Origin of the sequence: Shinella kummerowiae, assembly GCF_009827055.1 — a bacterium.
Classification (GTDB): domain Bacteria; phylum Pseudomonadota; class Alphaproteobacteria; order Rhizobiales; family Rhizobiaceae; genus Shinella; species Shinella kummerowiae.
In genome coordinates this window covers 491025-508665 of sequence record NZ_WUMK01000004.1, presented here as the reverse complement: position 1 = coordinate 508665, position 17641 = coordinate 491025, and the positions used below count along the sequence as shown (strand labels likewise).

Here is a 17641-nt window from a genome sequence, read left to right as displayed (position 1 = left end):
CGTCCGTGAGGCCGTCTGGCCGCGGGAGCCGCGCTGCGAGCGACCCCGGTCGAGGGGCTCCGCCTAGCGGCAGACGCGGACGCGTTTGATGATCAGGTTGCCGTAGTAGTCGTAGCTCTTGATCTTCTTGATGAAGCAATAGGGCTGGTAATCGTAGCTGTAATAGCCGGCCTGCGAGGGGGCGGCGAAGGAAGCGACGGCGGTGAGGGCGACAGCAGCGGCGAGGATGAGGTTGCGCATGGGAGATCCCTTCGGTTCGGTTGGGATGGTTCGTTCCATCCAGTGCCCGAAATGTCGCATGGGGCGCGGCTCCGCGCTGTTCCGCACGGAACAGGTGTTAAAGCCCCGCCGCCCAGGCCTTCACGGTTTTCGCCATCGTGGCGAGGTGGTCGGCGGCGGAGAAGCCGGAAATGCTCTTGCGCGGCTTGAGATCGTGGTCGCCGTCTTCCAGCCAGAGCAGGCGGATGCCGGCCGGCAGGCCGTAGCCGGGAACCTCGTCCTTGGTGCCGAAGGGATCGCGGGTGCCCTGGCAGATCAGCGTCGGTGTCTTCAACGCCATCAGGTGGGCGGTGCGCAGTTGCGTGGGCTTTTCCGGCGGGTGGAACGGGTAGCCGAGGCAGAGGAGGCCGGCGATGCGGCCTTCGGCGTAAAGGTCGTCCGCCACCATGCTGGCGACGCGCCCGCCCATCGACTTGCCGCCGATGACGAGTTTACCTTTCGCGCCAAGCGCCTCGACGGCCGCGTGGAACTCCGGGTTCAGCGTCTCGGCCTTCGGCGGCGGACGGCGGCTGCCATCGGTGCGGCGGGCGGCCATGTAGGGAAATTCGAAGCGGGCGATGCGCAGGCCTTCGCCGGCAAGGGCGGCGGCTGCCGCGTTCATGGATGCGGAATCCATCGGCGCACCGCTGCCATGGGCAAGCAGGATCGTGGTGGCGGCGTCGTCCGGGCCGGTGAAGAGGAAGTTCATCGCTTGGCGTGGTCCTTCACGTCGCCGGGGGCGATCGGGTCGCTGGCGGGAAAAGTCTCTTCCAGCGCTTCTTCCAGATAGTCGTCCTGCTCGGCCTCCAGGCTCTTCTGCTTCTGGCGCGCGCGCTCCTGCTCGAGCGAGGTTTTCGGGCTGTCCTTTTCCGTCGGCATGGTTGTCTCCCGCGGTGATCCTGTCCCTAACATAGGGTGTTTTTACCCCGAGGCGAGGCCCCGGTCAGCTTTCCGGCAGGGAGAGTTCGGCGATGACGGGCAGGTGGTTGGAGCCGAAATCCGGGCCGATGCGGCGGGCGGTGAGCGTAATGTCGGGCGAGACGGCGATGTGGTCGATCGAGGCGCCGATATAGGCGAGCGGCGCGAGCTTCAGGCTGAAGCGGGTGACCGGCTGCAACCAGCCGCCGGCGGTGGAGGCAAGGCCGGCCTGCTTCAGAAAATTGCGGAAGAACGGCGACCAGGTCGGCGTGTTCCAGTCGCCGGCGACGATGACCGGCGCCTTTTCCAGGTCGCCCTTTACGGCGTCGGCGGCGGCGGCGAGATAGTCGTTGCGGTCGCGCCATTGCCAGAGGCGGCGGGGTGTCTCGGGGTGGAAGGCGTAGAGGAACAGCGGCTTGCCGCGCGCATCGAGCTCCAGCCGCAGCGGCTGCTTGTAGGCGTCCTCCTCGGTGAAGGCGCGCTGCAGGGCGGTCTGGGCGCGGATCGGCAGCTGCGAATAGACCTTTATGCCGTCGCGCGTGGAAGGATCGAACTGGCTTTCATAGGGGAACAGGCGCGCGGCCGTGATGGCGTCCACGAAGCGCCGCGTCGTTTCCTGCATCACGACGATGTCAGGCTTTTCCCGGCGCAGCAGGTCGATGAAGGTCTCGGGGCTTTGCGCGTTCAGCACGTAGAGATTGGCGGAGAGCACCTTCAGGCCGCTGGCGGCGGTGGAGAGGCGGGCGGTCGGCACGTCGGCGGCGGGGATGAGCGCGACGGCAAGGCCGGCGACGGCCATGACGATCGCCTTGATCCGCCGCGTCACCAGCGCCGCTACGACGAGCAGGGCCCCCGTGACGACGACATAGGGCCAGGCGAAGGTGAGGAGGTCGACCAGCCAGAAGCGGTCGGCGGCAAGCACGACGATGCTGACGGTGAACAGATAGGCGATGACGCCCGGCAGGACGAGCACGCGGTAGGCGAGGGCGACCGGTCCGCGGCGCGGCGCTATCGGCATCGGCTGTTCCTTCCGCATCACGGGAGAGGCGACGATTCCCGCAACGGGATGTCCAGCCTTTACCCCGCCGCAGCCGTTGCCGCAACGCACAAAGCCCCGCAAACCCGCCTCAGGCCGGCGGAAAACCGTCCAGCGAGGGTGGCGGCGCCTTGGCCCGCAGCGCCACGAAGGCCCGGAACGACCGCAGGCGCGACTTCGGCAGCAGCGACCGCGCCACCGCGACCGCCGCATCCTGCATCTCCCGTTCGCCGCGCCAGGGCGAGGCGAACAGCAGCTTGCTGGCGGGCATGCTGTAGTCCCTGATATCGCGCACCAGCTCGGCGAAGGCGTCGAACAGGCGGCGCTGCTCTTCGTCGAGATTGTCGAGGCAGCAGGGCTGCCGGTCGCTTTCATAGAGGAACGAGCAGCGGCGCGCGCGCCGGCATGCGCGGATAAAGCAGGCGCGGGACGGCAAGGCGAGCATCTCGGCGGTGCGGGAAAGCAGCGGCTGGTCGAGCGGGGGAAGGCGGCTGCGGTCGAACATGGGGGCTCCTGTGGGTTGGGGACTGTCCCGGCCGGACGACACCGTGGCCGCAGGCCGGACAGGCGCCGCCCCGTTGCCGAGTGGGCAGGCCGTTCCGCCCGGAGCGCGCGCCGGCTGCGGCCGTCGCGCCGCCGGATTGCGGATGCGCGAAAACGGTCCCGCGCGTGAAAACACGCCGGGCTTTGGGCAGACGAACTTCGGACGGGGCGCCGGAGCTGCCGCATCTAAAGTATGTATATGGCACCTCTCGGCACCCCGTTCAGCGGTTTTTGCCTGCGACTCCGGTCCCTCTGCAAAGGCTGGCGCCGGCGGGCGGTTCCCGTCGGTTTCCGGGGCGGGCTTTTCCGGTTTACGAGACGGCGGCGCTCACCTTGAGCCCTGCCGCCCGGACAGGCGCGATCCGCACCCGTCCCGGAAAGACATCACCCCGGCGGACGATGCCGACGCATCCCCCGGGCCAGCCTCCTTGTGTGCCGCACAGGCACATCCGGCGCGCCGTTCGGGGCGTGAAGAGACGGGATCGGTCCGACACCCCGCCGCTTCCCCCGTGTCGCCGGAGGGAGACCATTTTCCGCAGGCCCTCGTGGAGCAGGCCTACGTCCCTCCCACCCCAAAAGCGCCGCCCCCGCCTCGCCGCAACGCCTTGCGGTGTATCCGCGGCGGGATGAGGGGATTATGGCATGGGGGATTGGGGGTGGGGAAAATTTGAGCAAATATCCTTGTAAGGCCGCGATATCCTGAAGGCCGGGCCAACGTTCATCCTCTCAGTTTTCGCTTGCATTATGATTGACAATGTAGGCAAAGCGGCACAGGAAGCTTTAAGCGTCTTTTGGAGATTTTTTCTCCCAATCTGGGTTAAACTCGTTTCCTGTGTTATTTAGGGCGGATAGTTGGTGGTGGGCTGAGAAAATGCTGTTGCGGTTTTCCGTGAAAAACTTCCTTAGTTTTAAGGATGAAGCCTCGTTGTCGATGGTGGCGTCTCACGATGAACGACACGCTGACCATATCCTCGCAGAACGGCAATACAATCCGAAGAAAATACTGCGGTCCGCTGCAATATACGGTGCAAACGGGCATGGTAAAACGAACCTCTTCAATGCTATAAAATTCGTAAAAGAGTTCATCGTAGAGGGAAATGAGGAAGGGCCAATACCAGTAAGGTCATATAAATCCAATTCCTCTCCGCCAGAGGCGACTGAATTCATATTCAATTTTTCTACAGGCGGTGTGGATTATGAATATGGTTTGAAGCTTAGTTCCACATCGGTTGAAGAGGAGTGGCTGTTTCACTCCCCGAAAGGCCGTGATGTTCGCGTATTCGAGCGCGTAACCAAGCGCAAAAAGAATGGCGATTTCGAAACACTCGTCGAGCTTGGCACACCCTTGAAAAGGAAGGTCCGTGGTGATCGTGCGTCGGGCGCCGAGTTTATGGAGTTTCTCTCAATCGGCATCTCGCCAACCCAGCCATATTTGACGGAGGCCGTAAAGCGAAATGTTAAGTGGTTGAGGGCGCCCTTTAATTGGTTTAGGCGATCGCTGCAGGTTATTAGCGCTGATTCAGATTACGGTGCTCTCAACGTTCGTGCGCATGAAGACGCTGATTTTATAAAGGCGCTTTCCGATAGGATTAAAGAAACCGGTATTGGGATTGATCATATCGAGACCGCGGCGAGAAAATTTGACTTAAGTGACCTCAAAGGTATTCCATTCGATATTGGTGATTTTATTGAAAATACTGTCGGTGAAGGGGATGTGGTTGAGTTTGCTGGGCCTGATGGAAAGAAAGTTATTTTAAAAAAGAAGGAAGGTGGTGAGGTTGAGGTAATCGACCTTCTCGCGGTCTATCGCCGTGATGATGGTGGCTTCGTGAAGTTTTCGCAGGAAGAAGAGTCTTCTGGAACTCGCCGCTTGTTTAATCTTCTGCCGATGCTTGTTGATCTAGGGAATTCGGACAGAACATTCGTTATCGACGAGTTGGATAGGAAACTTCACCCACTGCTTTCATACGAGCTGTTAAAATCCTTCCTTAATTCCTCGGAATGCGGGCAAATAATATTCACAACACATAACACCCATTTGCTAGATTTGGATTTGTTTCGTCGGGATGAAATTTGGTTTGTAGAAAAGGATAGAAATGGTCAGTCTACGGTGTATTCACTCGCTGACCTTAATGTTCGCCCGGATGTAGACGTGCGGCGCGGATACTTAAATGGCAGATTTGGTGCTATACCATTCGTGGGTAACATTTTCGATCTAGGATGGGCTGATTCAAACCAACATGTCGCTAACAACACGAAAACGAAGGCCACTGGATCGCGGAAGAAAACCTCTGCGCGACGCGCGATTGATAATCGTAGCTACTGAAGGAAGTGAGACCGAAAAGATTTATTTCGACGAGTTTCAAAGTTCTCGGGTGCAGGTTAGAACTATTGCATCGGTTGATGGAAATAGCTCTCCGGAAGCTGTTTTTTCGAATCTTCAGGGTTTTGAAAAAGAATACCAGCTAGGTGATGGGGATGAACTTTGATTGGCGGTTGACGTGGACCGCTGGAAAGAAAAAATGCTGGCCGGTGTTGCCAGCTTATGCTTGCAGAAGAGAATAAATCTTGCGATTAGTAATCCATGTTTTGAATTATGGCTTGCCTTGCATCTAGATGCAGATCTTCCGAGTACTGTGAATTCGAGAACGCTTGAACGCCATATTCGAAAACAGCTGGGTTCTTTTCAGAAATCGAACTATGATGCGAAAAGGATTCTTCAAAATATAGAGACCGCGGTGAGCAAGGCGAAGGATCTTGATGACGTCCCAAGCCATAGATGGCCGCAAAAAATGGGTACCCATGTGTACAAGCTTGTTGAGTCTATTTACGAGAGACTGAAGTAGGTTGTTAGTGTTGGTGAGATACGAGTATAAATTTTACTGTTAGATCATTCTTCTAAATTCGTTTTCAAATCGTCTATCGCCCCGGCCGACCCGTTTTCCCCTTTGTCCGCCCCTTGCGCTTCGCCTCCGCCGGGTCCTCATAACTCCCGACGCCGACCTTGCCGCGCACCACCGGTTTGGCGTCGTCGGCCCCGCTTGCACGCTCCGGCTGGCCTTCCAGCAACGGCGAGAAACGTTTCTTGCTGGAGAGGGTTTCGTCCGGGCGGGCGGGGAGGGTGCCGGTGACGGGTTTTTCGGTGCGGCCGACGGTCATTTCGTCCAGGCTGTTCTTGCGGAACAGGGATTTGCCGGCCGGGGTCGCGACGTCGCGGCCCATGTCGTCGAGGGCGGGTTTCTGGAAATAGCTGGTGCCGGCTTTACCCTCCCCTTGAGGGGGAGGGTCGGACCGCAGGTCCGGGGTGGGGTGATCCTCTCCGGCGACGGCGCTCGTAGCGGGGTCACCCCCACCCGCCGCTGCGCGGCGACCTCCCCCCTCAAGGGGGAGGTGGGTGGCCGGCTTGGCCGTCTTCTTTCCGGCATCCTGCGCTTTCGCGGTGCCTTTTGACTTTCCGCTCGCACCGTCCTTTGTTCTCACGGACCCTTTTGCAGTCCCGCTCGGGCCTTCGGCACTCGCCGCCTCCTGCCGTGCCATCGGGTCGTCCATGACGGCGAGTTCGGCGGCCTTGAGGCGCTTGATCTCGTCGCGCAGCCGGGCGGCCTTTTCGAAGTCGAGGTCGGCGGCGGCGTCGCGCATGGCTTTTTCCAGCGCGTTGAGATGGGCCTGCAGGTTGTTGCCGACGAGGTTGCCGCCATCGGCAAAACCCTTGCCGGAGACGCCGGAAATATCGGCGCGCACGTGGTCGCGCTCGTAGACCGAATCGAGGATGTCGGAAATCCGGGCTTTTACCGATTCCGGGGTGATGCCGTGCGCTTGGTTATAGGCCACCTGCTTTTCGCGGCGGCGGGTCGTCTCGTCCATGGCGCGCTGCATGGAGCCGGTGATGTTGTCGGCATAGAGGATGACCTTGCCGTCGACGTTTCGCGCCGCGCGGCCGATGGTCTGCACCAGCGAGGTTTCGGAACGCAGAAACCCTTCCTTGTCGGCATCGAGGATGGCGACGAAGCCGCATTCCGGAATGTCGAGGCCTTCGCGCAGCAGGTTGATGCCGACAAGCACGTCGAAGGCGCCGAGACGCAGGTCGCGGATGATCTCGATGCGCTCCAGCGTGTCGATGTCCGAGTGCATGTAGCGCACGCGAACACCCTGCTCGTGCAGGTATTCGGTGAGGTCTTCGGCCATGCGCTTGGTGAGCACGGTGACGAGCGTGCGGTAGCCGGCGGCGGCGGTCTCGCGGATCTCGCCCAGCACGTCGTCCACCTGGCTTTTCGCCGGGCGCACCTCGACGGGCGGATCGATCAGCCCCGTCGGGCGGATGACCTGCTCGGCGAAGACGCCGCCGGCCGCTTCCATCTCCCAGTTTCCGGGTGTCGCCGACACGGCGATCGTATCCGGCCGCATGGCATCCCATTCCTCGAAGCGCAGCGGGCGGTTGTCCATGCAGGAGGGCAGGCGGAAACCGTATTCCGCCAGCGTCGCCTTGCGGCGGAAGTCGCCGCGATACATGCCGCCGATCTGCGGGATGGTGACATGGCTCTCGTCGATGAAGATCAGCGCGTTGTCGGGAATGTATTCGAACAGCGTCGGCGGCGGCTCGCCGGGCTTGCGGCCGGTGAGGTAGCGCGAATAGTTCTCGATGCCGGCGCAGGAGCCGGTGGCCTCCAGCATCTCGACGTCGTAGCGCGTGCGCTGCTCGAGGCGCTGCGCTTCCAAGAGGCGGCCGGCCTTTTCCAGCTCGACGAGGCGGTGCTTCAGCTCCTCCTTGATCGCCTTGATGGCGCCGTTCAGCGTGGGGCGGGGCGTGACATAGTGGCTGTTGGCGTAGATTTTCACCGATTTCAGGTCGCCGGTCTTCTGGCCGGTCAGCGGGTCGAATTCGGTGATCGCGTCGATCTCGTCGCCGAACATCGAGATGCGCCAGGCGGCATCTTCAAGGTGGGCGGGGAAGATTTCGATCGTGTCGCCCCGGACGCGGAACGAGCCGCGCTGAAAGTCCATCTCGCGGCGCTTGTATTGCTGGGCGACGAGATCGGCGAGCAGCTGGCGCTGGTCGAGCCGTTCGCCGACCTGCATCTGGAAGGTCATGGCGGTGTAGGTCTCGACCGAGCCGATACCGTAGATGCAGGAGACCGAGGCGACGATGATGCAGTCGTCGCGCTCGATCAGCGAGCGGGTGGCCGAGTGGCGCATGCGGTCGATCTGCTCGTTGATCGAGCTTTCCTTCTCGATGAACGTATCCGAGCGCGGCACATAGGCTTCCGGCTGGTAATAATCGTAGTAGGAGACGAAATATTCGACCGCGTTTTCCGGGAAGAAGTTCTTGAACTCGGAATAGAGCTGGGCGGCCAGCGTCTTGTTCGGCGCGAGGATGACCGCCGGGCGCTGCGTCGCCTCGATCACCTTTGCCATGGTGAAGGTTTTTCCGGAGCCGGTGACGCCGAGCAGCACCTGGTTGCGCTCGCCGGAGCCGAGGCCTTCGACCAAGTCCTTGATCGCCGTCGGCTGGTCGCCGGCCGGCTGGTATTCGGAGATCATGCGGATGGGGATGCCGCCCTCCGATTTTTCCGGCCGGGCCGGGCGGTGCGGCGTCCACAGCTTGCCGTCCTTGAACAGCGGATTACCGCTCTCGATGAGCTTCGACAGCGCGTCCACCGTCGCGGTGACGGCCGTGCCGGCGCTGAGCGAGGCGGCGTCCTCCAGCGAGACATCGAGACCGGAGACCGGGTTGAGGCCGGCGGCCGCACGGGTCTTCGGATCGGACGAGCCGCCGATCGACACGCCGCGCGAGGTTTTGGAGACGGTGACGTTTTCCGTGTGGCGGCGGGCGGCGTTCTCCACCGTCTTGCGGTGTTTGCCGGCCTTCGACGCGACCTCGCGGCGGCTTTCGACGCTTGCCGCCTCGGCTTCTGCCTCGAGCTGCTTCACCCAGTCGGAGACGCTGCCGGAGATCGGCGCGCCTTCAAAGTCGGACTGCGGGGCTTCCTCGAAACCGGGGTTCGAGGGCGAGGGTTTTTTCGGGGATCTGGCCATGCGGGGAATATGGCGAGAGTCATCCGGAAAGAAAAGAGGGCATGAGTACAAAAGGGAAACGAATTTGCGGCCGTGTCCATCCGTTATCGCTGAAACACGGCGAGGGGCGGTGATGAACGCAATCGTTGACGAAGCGGCACTGATGCCGAAGGACGCCGCGCTGGCGGATCTGCACGCGGCAGTGGCGACCTACAATGCATCGCGCGGCCGGGTGACCAGCGACATGTATGTGCGCGTGGTGCTGATCTTTGGCGGCTACCTGGTGTTTGCGGCCTTCGTGGCCTACATCGCCTGGGTGGAGATCGCCACCGATGTCGTCGGCATCGTGCTCGGGCTGCTGTTCGTCGGCGGCGGCTTCGTCTGGCGGTTTGCCATCGCGCCGGCCAGGCAGTTCCAGCAAAGCCTGCGCGACCGCATGCTGCCGCTGGTTTTCGGCTTCGTCGACGAGGTGAAATACGGGCACGGCGCGGAGCCACATTTCATGCGCACCATGCCCGGCAAGGAGCTGGTGCAGCGCGACCGAAACGAGCATGGCGACCTGATCGCCGGCCGGCATGAGGGGCTGACCTTCGTTCTGGCGGAATCCGAATTCATCACCGGCAGCGGAAAAAGCAGGCACACCACCTTCAAGGGCGTGATCTTCCATTTCCTGCGCGAACAGGAATTCCCCGGCCTGCTGCTCGCCGCGCGCCGGCCCAATGCCGTGCACCGATTCATGCGCGACCTGTTCGGCGGCTCCAGCCTGGCATTGGTGACCAGCGGCAATGTCGAGGTGGACAGCTCGCACGAATTCCGCACCAACCGGCCGGACGCGGCGACGCCGATCGTGCAGGGCGCGCTTGCCAAGGCGCTGGATTATCTGGCGACGGAATGGCGGGACGACGTGGTGCGCATCGCGCTGAACGGCCGGGACTGCTACCTGCTGGTGCCGGCGAGGAAGGATTTCTTCGAACTGCCGCCGGTGGACACACCGATCGACTTCGACCGCCACCTTCGGCCGATGATCCGCGATCTCGTGATGCTGCTGGCCACGGCGAAATTGGTGAGCCGGATATCATAACATCACAGGGCGCAAAGGTCGCACGCTCAACTATAGACGCCCCACTCTAGGGAGCGACATATCCGACAAGGCCATTGCAGAAGCACGGGCTACCCATTGGAGTGGGCGGGATGAGACATATCGGACCTCCCGGAACGATGCAGCGCATTCCGAGCGCTTGCGCCTGTTTTTCCGGGGTGGCCTCGGCGGTGGACCGCTGCACGACCTCCGCCGGGAAAGCAGTCATCAGAAGGAGTGCGGTCACGATGAATGGGCGGCTCATACTGGATCCTCCTCGTGCAAGTGGCTGCCAACGGGTGTTTGGAAAACGACGTTCATTTGCCTGCCTCGGCTTTGATCAAGTTTTCAGGCGCCGGTTTCGCGTCATCGACAGCGACGACAAGCCCATCTGTCTGAATCATGTCTTCGCTTGTCCAGACGACGAGAGAAAGCGGGCCGACCGGGAAGGGGCCATCAAATTCCGCCATGAGGCCGCGCATGTCGGGCAGAACCAGCAGGCTCTTTGCCTTGCGTCCCTGCAACAGGACGACACTGCTGCGCCATAGACGGTCACCGGGTATTATGACGGTGCCGCCAATCGCCGCGCTGATCTTCTGCCCGGGCGCCTTGCTAGAAATGATCCTAGGTTTTCTGTACCGAAAGTCATTGGCGACATAGGTATCCAGAACCTCGTCATCGAACGGTAGCGGCACGGGGATCTCAGTCACTTCCTCAACTTCCCGTTCAGAACCGTCGTGGTTGAGCCATCCCTTGCGGACTTTGAGCTTCAGTTCCTCCAACCAGGCGGGAATGGACAACAGGGCGGTCTGGGAGTGTTGACGAGCGCCACCGACGGCGCTGACATTCATGACCCATCCGAACGTTATCCGGTTGGCGTCTTTTTCACCGATGCCGTAGCCAATGCCTTCCGTTTCGCTGGAAAACCCTTCGCGCAATGCGCTGCGAAACGCCTCGGAGGAAATCGCCGCCGCTTCGTCGCCTGCTGGTGCCATGCCGAAACTGACACGATCAGCGAGAGATCGGGCAGCATAGATCGCACTGGAACGATTTGTCGGCATCAGGGAATAGGCGAAGCTGTCCATCCGGGACACCTGGCCGATGAAATTGAAAAAGCCCGATGGAAAACCGTATAGAAGGCAGTTTTTGCGCAAGTTGGCGCATTCCCCGCTGTCATATCTTACGATGGTGTATTTCGTTGCGTCCTGCTTTCCGGCAGTGGCGGTGTTGGCGTAGTTTGATAGTTCCCCGAGCCTTGACCACCCATCGCTGGATATTTTGTATTTTATCTGCGCTGTGAAATTCCTGGCGATGGAGTTATCCTGCTCCCCGGCTGCCGCCTTGATGATCAAACTTGATTGCCCACCCGCTTCTTCTGTTTTCGCAATGATGACGCCGTTGGTTATGAGGTCGAAAACCGCCTGCATGGATGGGGGTAACGAGGTACCCGAAGCCGCATCGGAATGCCCCGTCTGGCCCGTGCTGCGGTTCTTGTAGCGCGCCAGCAAATTGGAGGTGTAGGCCGCGTAGATGCTCGTGTAGTCACCGCATTCCCGTGGTTTGCTGGCGACATTGCAGGCGTCCAGATTTTTGATGTCGTCGTCGAAAATGATGAAACTCTCGGTCAGGCTACCGACTTGAAAGGTCAGCGCGCCTTTCGTGCATGATCCAAGTATTTCGACAATGTCTCTCCATGGTGGCTCGACAATAACCCGGTAAAGCCTTGCGTCTGCCTGTGTCTGTCCGTCTGCCGCCGTATCTAGAACATCGATCATTCGGGCTCCGAGTCCGTCCTCGACGGCCCGTCTGGTCTCTTCTTTCGTCTGGGGATCGGAGTCGCAGCGCTTGGGAGACGCGTTCAAACGATTTTCAATACTCTTCAGCCATCGCGTGTAGAGGTCGTTGATTTTTCCGAGACTTGTTCTTTGGTCGGAGAGGATGTCGTAATATTTTCCGCACAGATAGAGGACGACCTCCCATCGCACCCGCTGGTCCTGGTTGCGAGCCTTGCAGTCCGCGAGGATCGGATTTTTTTCGCTGGGAAACTCATTCATGACATCATCGTACTTGAAGGCGATGTTGCCGGTGTCGAGTGAAACCTCCACGAATGCGCGACGCTCGACGGACCTGTTGGGAATGACCGTCGTGTCGAACTTAAGCGCCACGAGCGTGTTGCCGATCAGATCGTGTCGGTCGTCGAGCATGTTTTCAATGATGCTTTGGCGGATCTTGTCACGCGTCGCCGCCTTGATCTCGTGTTCGAGGTCGAATGGCATCTTTTCGAGTTGAGGAAGAGCCGCGCCTGCCGCACCCGTTCCGTTGCTACCATTGGTGTCGCCGGCACTCTCACCGGCTGTTTTGTCACCCTCTTTTGCGCGCAGGGTAAGATCGGTGGTTCGTCTCGTGCTGTCCGAGATGCGCGTGCTTAGATAGCTGCCAGCGTCGAGGCGCGCCATTTCATCGCGCAGCCACACGGCCTGTTCATAGCGGTCATTGACTAGCCTTTCGCGGGTGTAGACTTCGGGACTGTCGATGTAGATTTTTCCGCTTGTCCTGAACTGTGTGTAGTCATCGAGGACGTTGGCCAGATTTTCCCGGTTTGTGACCGCATAGTAGAGCGCGACGACGGCAAGCAAGGCATAGAGTTTCCTGCTTCCCAGCAGAAAGCCGAAGCCGTCGCTTATGAGGCGGAGGCTCTTCGCCATAAAGGTGCGTGCAGCCTGCAGAGACGTTCCGGTACGTTTTCGAAACAACAGGGGCGTCATCATGGAGCGTCTCCAGAGTCGTAGCCTCGTGTCGTGTTTGGATTGGTTTTTCTCTGGGCTTTGCAGAGGGACGTCAGCAATCTTCCCTCGCAATAGACCTTGATCCGTCTGCCTGTAGGCGTGCAATTCGGGTCGAGGCTTTCTCGTATCTCGACATCTACTGGACACTGGGGCTGGGCATGTGCGGCCACGCTGCCGAGAATGTTGCCGGTCGTCAGCAAAAGGAAGAGGAAGCGAAACATTTCTGCTCTCCGCTTTCAATTCAGCGCAGATGACAAAGATATCTCGACGAACTTAATCACATATTCATAAATCAATCAATGGTTACAATTTTCTAGTTTTGCGTGATTTGCCGTGCGTTGGTATATTGCAATCGATGCGCGATCATCTGCCTGAAAGCATCCCCCGCAATTCCCCCGCTACATGCTGCACCGCCCGGTCCTTGTCGCGGCGGCGGTGCCAGGCGAGGTGGAGCGGGAAGCCGGCGACGGGGATGGGGGGCAGGACGATGTGGAAACGCTCGGCGGCATCCGGCGGCAGGCAGTGGCTCGGCATCATGGCGATGAGGTCGCTGTCCTCCAGCAGCGACGGCACCATCAGGAAGCTCGGCACGACGATGCCGACGCGGCGGGATTTTTGGAGGGCGGCAAGCTGGTCGTCGAGGGGCGTGCGCGTGTCGCCCCGACCGGAGACGAGGATGTGCGGATAGGCCAGCCAACGATCGAGGGTGAAGCCGGCGGCAGCCGGGTGGGTCTTCCGCATGGCGATGACATAGTGCTCTTGCAGCAGGGTTTCGCAGTGGAACGCGGTCTCATCGATGGTGGGGAAGACCGAGAGCGCGATGTCGCTGGCGCCACGGGCGAGAGATTCGAGCACGGCGGGGGCGCCATGCCACGGCTGGATGACCAGATCGATGCCGGGTGCGGAGCGGGCAAGGGCGTGGTGCAGCGGGCCGGCGATGAGAATGCCGGGATGATCGGCGGTGACGATGCGCACGGTCTGGCGGATGTCGGAGAGTGGCTCCTCCGGGGCATCGACCACGGCGGCGATGCCGACGAGCAGGTTTTTCAACGGGTCGCGCAAGGTTTCCGCCTTCGGTGTCAGCCGCATGCCGCCCTTGCCGCGCTCCAGCAAGGGATCGGCGAAGAGATGGCGGCAGCGGTCCAGCGCGCTGGAGGTGGCCGGCTGCGACAGGTTCAGTTTGGCGGCGGCGCGCGAGACATGCGCCTCGTCGAGCAGGGCGTCGAGGATGACGAGCAGGTTGAGGTCGATCGATCTTAAATTCATCGTATCGATAATAGCATATACAAATCATCCATTGGAATGATTTTGAGGGGCAAGGCATTCTCGGGGCGTCAACACAGGAGATGACGCCATGAGCAAGACCTTGATCCTTCTTTTTCACCCCGATCTCAGCGGCTCGCGCGCCAATGCCGCGCTTGCCGGCACCGCCCTTCGCCTGCCCGATGTCGAGGTCATCGACATGTATGCGCTCTATCCGGACGGCAAGATCGATGCGGAGCAGGAGGTGGCGAGGCTGCTGTCGGCCGACCGCATCGTGTTGCAGTTCCCGATCCAGTGGTATTCCACGCCGCCGCTTTTGAAGGCCTGGCAGGATGCGGTGCTGACGCGCATGTACTACGTCCACTACGAAACGGAAGGCCGGTTGCTGGAGGGCACGCCGTTGCTCGTCGCCACAACGGCCGGCAATGTGCCGGAAGCCTACGCCGCCGACGGCGCCAACAAGTTCACCATGGCCGAACTGCTGCGCCCGCTGGAAGCGACCGCGCATCGCTGCGGCCTGCCGTGGCAGCCGCCTTTCGTGCTCTTCCAGGCCAACAGGCTGGACGACATTGCCCTGCATGGCGCGGCGAAGACCTATGCACAGCGTCTCGCGGACTGGCGCACGGCGACCGAACCGCAGGAGGATTTCCGGCGCTTCCTCGTGGAAGCCTGGGGGTGAGCCATGGCGCGGCTGATCTTGCAATCACGTCAAAACCGCGCCGTTCTGGTATCTGCGGACGGCGCGGTGACTACGGCGCGCCGGCCGCGTTCTGGCTGATCCGCGCAGCATGCTGGTCGAGCCAGCGCGGGATTTCGGCGGCCGGCATGGGACGGGCGAAGTGATAGCCCTGGGCATGGCGGCAACCGAGCATCCTGAGCACTTCGGCCTCTTCCTCGTCCTCGACGCCTTCCACGACGATATCGATGGAAAGCGCATGGCCAATGCCGACGAGGGCGGCGATGAGGGCCTGGTTCTCGCGGCTTCTGGCGATGCCGGTGACGAAGCTGCGATCGATCTTCAGCCGGTCGATATGCAGGCTGACGAGATAGGCCAGCGACGAATGACCCATGCCGAAATCATCGACGGCCAAGCGAAAACCTGCCGCCTCGAGCCGGGCCAGCTCGGCACCGGCAGCCTGGCTGTCCAGCGTCGCCTCTTCGGTGATCTCGATTTCCATCAGCGCCGGGGAAACCTCGTGTGCGGCGGCGATGCCGCTCAGCAGGCGCGACAGTGTGTGGCCGGAAAATTCGCGGGGCGAGACGTTGACGGCGACGCAGGCCGCCGGCAGGCCGAGGCGGGGCAGGGTGCGCAGCAGCTCGGCGGCGCGGGTGGCGACATAGCCGGTCAGTTCGGTGGCGATGTGCAGGGCCTGCGCGGCGCGCACGATATCCGGCGGATTGACCGGGCCGAGATCGGGATGGGTCCAGCGCAGCAGGGCCTCGAACCCGGTGACGCGGCCGGTGGCTAGCTCCACCTGCGGCTGGAAGACCACCACCAGCTGATGGTTTTCGATCGCCTCGGCGAGCGTCGCTTCGATGAGGCGCTGCCGCTCGATGCGGGCTTTCAGCACGGGGTTGAACAGGCCGAGCCGCCGGCGGCCGCCCTCCTTCGCCGCATAAAGCGCGATATCGGCGCTGGCGAAAAGATCGTCCGCCGTGTCCCCATGTTGCGGGTGGAGAGCCAGCCCGGCGCTGGCGCCGACCGTGACGGGGCGCTCGCCGATCGCGATGGGATCGCCGGCAAGCCGCACGATGCCCTCGCCGATCTCGCGCCCGCGCCCTTCCGCCTGTTCGCCCTCGACGATGACGGCGAACTCGTCGCCGCCGAGGCGCACCACCGTATCCATCGGGCCGGTGAGGCCGAGAAGGCGGCTGGCGATTTCGACGAGCACGGCATCGCCGGCGCCATGGCCCATCGTGTCGTTGATCGCCTTGAAACGATCGAGGTCGATGACGAGCAGCGCCAGCGTTCCGCTGGGGAATTCGTCGGCGAGCAGGCCGCGCAGCCGCTGGTTGAACAGGGCGCGATTGCCAAGGCCGGTCAGCGGGTCGCGGTTCGCCAGCGATGCGAGCTGGTGATAAGACTGGCGGATTTCCGCATTGGCATCCGACAGCGATGCGGCCAGCGCCACGGCCTTCAGCCGGTCGATCTGGCTGCGGATGAAGCCGGCCTCGCTGAGCTGGCCGGCGCGCACCATCATGACGGCGAGCAGCACGGCGTCGGCGGCGATGACCAGCGCATCCGTCGTGCCGGTGTTCACGAGCGAGATGACGGCGGTGACGAGTGGCGGGCCGGCGAACAGCAAGGCCGTGCGGGCATAGGCGGTGCTCTGCATCAGCGAGCCGGCGCAAATTCCGCCGATGATGAAGATGAGGTAGGGATTGAGTTGGCCGCCGCCCTGGGTGGCACCGACGAAGGGCACGAGGCTCCACGCGACGCCGCCGCCGAGCGCGCCGAGCGACAGAACGCCGAGCGCACGCCGCGGCCGCTCCACCGCACAGTTCAGACGCCGGACGACGCGCACGCCGAGATAGCGCGAGAGATTGACGGCAAGCACGGCGGCCAGCCAGAGAAGGATGCGGATGTCGGGACCGTCGAGCCAGAGGATCGCCGCGGTCGTCACGGCAAGGAAGCAGTTGGCGGACAGCGACAGAACGATGCCGTCCAGCACGGACAGCGCCTGTGCTGAAAGGATCTGGCGTCTTGTCGGTTCATCCGCCGGCATCAGCCGGCTCGCATCCGTCATTCTAAGTCCAGCCCCGTCGGTTTGCCGTCTGGACGGCTCGCGGGGATGGTGTGGCGGGAGGCATAAGATTGTCTTAACGGGGGATCGCGAGAATCAGCGGCTCACCGATCTTGACGGTATCGGCCCGTCGGCTATGCCCTTGGTCCATCTCCTCGGGAATCAGGAACCGCCGATGCCTTTCAGCCTCACCCCCGCGGCCATCTGGCCGATCGTGCTGCTCTGCCTCTCCAACGTCTTCATGACCTTCGCCTGGTACGGCCACCTCAAGTTCAAGTCGGCCCCGCTTTTCATCGCCATTCTGGCGAGTTGGGGCATCGCCTTCTTCGAATATTGCCTGGCGGTGCCGGCAAACCGCATCGGCCACGAGGTCTATTCCGCCGCACAGCTTAAGACCATCCAGGAGGTCGTGACCCTCCTCGTCTTCGCCGGTTTCTCCGTGTTCTGGCTGAAGGAAAGCCTGACCTGGAACCACGCCATCGGCTTCATGCTGATCGCCGCCGGTGCCGCTTTCGTGTTCAAGGGATAGGCCGCGTCTCCCAAAATAGTCGCAATCGGACGCAAGCATTGCGCATGGATCAGATGGGACTTGTGTGATGTCGAGCTTTGCCACCATGGCGGCCATACGCTTCGGCTACGGCAGACGGCCAGGCGAAACACCGCCGGACAGCGTGGATGCGCTGATCCTTCAGGTGGAGCGCGGGGTTGGGGAGACCAGTCTCTTTCCCTTCGAGGGCATTGCTGAACGCCGCAGGCGCTTTGCCATTTACCGCACCGTGGAGGCCGACACGAGGAAGGCGCGTGAGGCCGGTACGCTGGCAATGATCGGCGAGAGCAGCATCAATCCCTACAGCACGGCGCTTAAAAATGCCCTTTACCGCGACCGGCACCGTAAGGTCGAGCAGGCGGTTGTCTCACAGAACGGCTTCTTCGAGCGGCTTTTCCGCAGCGATGCAGGAGGCCACGGACACGGACCTGTTGTCCGACACGATCCACGGTAAGA

The 17641-nt window shown here is 61.7% G+C and carries 15 protein-coding genes; 6 read left to right on the top strand and 9 right to left on the bottom strand.

Annotated elements, in window-relative coordinates:
- Positions 1 to 63: 63 nt before the first annotated feature.
- From GR138_RS13485 to GR138_RS13470, 5 genes are all read right to left on the bottom strand, one after another.
- A complete protein-coding gene (locus GR138_RS13485) occupies positions 64 to 240 on the bottom strand; it encodes a hypothetical protein (RefSeq protein ID WP_160859753.1) in 177 nt (58 codons plus the stop codon).
- 97 nt (positions 241 to 337) lie between these two features.
- Positions 338 to 967: an alpha/beta hydrolase family protein gene (locus GR138_RS13480; RefSeq protein WP_160859752.1), complete on the bottom strand. Its 630-nt coding sequence runs from the start codon at positions 965 to 967 to the stop codon at positions 338 to 340.
- Positions 964 to 1137: a hypothetical protein gene (locus tag GR138_RS30280; protein WP_202402649.1), complete on the bottom strand. Its 174-nt coding sequence runs from the start codon at positions 1135 to 1137 to the stop codon at positions 964 to 966. The genes GR138_RS13480 and GR138_RS30280 overlap by 4 nt, the downstream gene beginning before the upstream one ends.
- Positions 1138 to 1201: 64 nt before the next feature.
- Positions 1202 to 2194, bottom strand: coding sequence for an endonuclease/exonuclease/phosphatase family protein (locus GR138_RS13475; RefSeq protein WP_160859751.1), 993 nt, complete (start codon positions 2192 to 2194; stop codon positions 1202 to 1204).
- 109 nt (positions 2195 to 2303) lie between these two features.
- Positions 2304 to 2717, bottom strand: a complete 414-nt coding sequence (locus GR138_RS13470; protein ID WP_160859750.1) for a hypothetical protein — start codon at positions 2715 to 2717, stop codon at positions 2304 to 2306.
- Between the two features lie 909 nt (positions 2718 to 3626).
- On the opposite strand from GR138_RS13470, the gene GR138_RS13465 reads away from it, so the two are divergent.
- Both GR138_RS13465 and GR138_RS13460 read left to right on the top strand, forming a co-directional pair.
- Complete coding sequence (locus GR138_RS13465; RefSeq protein ID WP_160859749.1) at positions 3627 to 5081, top strand: AAA family ATPase; 1455 nt, start codon at positions 3627 to 3629, stop codon at positions 5079 to 5081.
- 163 nt (positions 5082 to 5244) lie between these two features.
- Positions 5245 to 5601 carry an RloB family protein gene (locus GR138_RS13460; protein ID WP_160859748.1) on the top strand — a complete coding sequence of 119 codons (357 nt, stop codon included), beginning with the start codon at positions 5245 to 5247 and terminating at the stop codon, positions 5599 to 5601.
- Between the two features lie 73 nt (positions 5602 to 5674).
- Here the strand turns inward: GR138_RS13460 and uvrB are convergent, their stop codons facing one another.
- Positions 5675 to 8788: an excinuclease ABC subunit UvrB gene (gene uvrB, locus GR138_RS13455; protein WP_160859747.1), complete on the bottom strand. Its 3114-nt coding sequence runs from the start codon at positions 8786 to 8788 to the stop codon at positions 5675 to 5677.
- 112 nt (positions 8789 to 8900) lie between these two features.
- Here uvrB and GR138_RS13450 point away from each other — a divergent pair, with 112 nt between their 5' ends.
- Entirely contained in the window at positions 8901 to 9848 is a 948-nt protein-coding gene (locus GR138_RS13450) for a DUF3137 domain-containing protein (RefSeq protein WP_160859746.1), read from the top strand.
- A gap of 314 nt (positions 9849 to 10162) precedes the next feature.
- On the opposite strand, the gene GR138_RS13445 is transcribed toward GR138_RS13450, so the two are convergent.
- On the bottom strand, positions 10163 to 12613 hold the full coding sequence (locus GR138_RS13445; protein WP_160859745.1) for a hypothetical protein: 2451 nt from the start codon (positions 12611 to 12613) through the stop codon (positions 10163 to 10165).
- A gap of 381 nt (positions 12614 to 12994) precedes the next feature.
- Positions 12995 to 13897 (bottom strand): LysR family transcriptional regulator, encoded by a 903-nt coding sequence (locus GR138_RS13440; protein WP_160859744.1) that lies wholly within the window; start codon positions 13895 to 13897, stop codon positions 12995 to 12997.
- Between the two features lie 88 nt (positions 13898 to 13985).
- Here GR138_RS13440 and GR138_RS13435 point away from each other — a divergent pair, with 88 nt between their 5' ends.
- On the top strand, positions 13986 to 14573 hold the full coding sequence (locus GR138_RS13435; RefSeq protein WP_160859743.1) for an NAD(P)H-dependent oxidoreductase: 588 nt from the start codon (positions 13986 to 13988) through the stop codon (positions 14571 to 14573).
- Between the two features lie 70 nt (positions 14574 to 14643).
- Here the strand turns inward: GR138_RS13435 and GR138_RS13430 are convergent, their stop codons facing one another.
- Positions 14644 to 16641, bottom strand: a complete 1998-nt coding sequence (locus GR138_RS13430; protein WP_160859742.1) for a putative bifunctional diguanylate cyclase/phosphodiesterase — start codon at positions 16639 to 16641, stop codon at positions 14644 to 14646.
- A gap of 172 nt (positions 16642 to 16813) precedes the next feature.
- Between GR138_RS13430 and GR138_RS13425 the strand changes: the two genes are divergently transcribed.
- Both GR138_RS13425 and GR138_RS30585 read left to right on the top strand, forming a co-directional pair.
- Positions 16814 to 17167, top strand: coding sequence for a DMT family protein (locus GR138_RS13425; protein ID WP_160859741.1), 354 nt, complete (start codon positions 16814 to 16816; stop codon positions 17165 to 17167).
- Between the two features lie 67 nt (positions 17168 to 17234).
- Positions 17235 to 17639, top strand: coding sequence for a hypothetical protein (locus tag GR138_RS30585; protein ID WP_246200424.1), 405 nt, complete (start codon positions 17235 to 17237; stop codon positions 17637 to 17639).
- Positions 17640 to 17641: the final 2 nt, after the last annotated feature.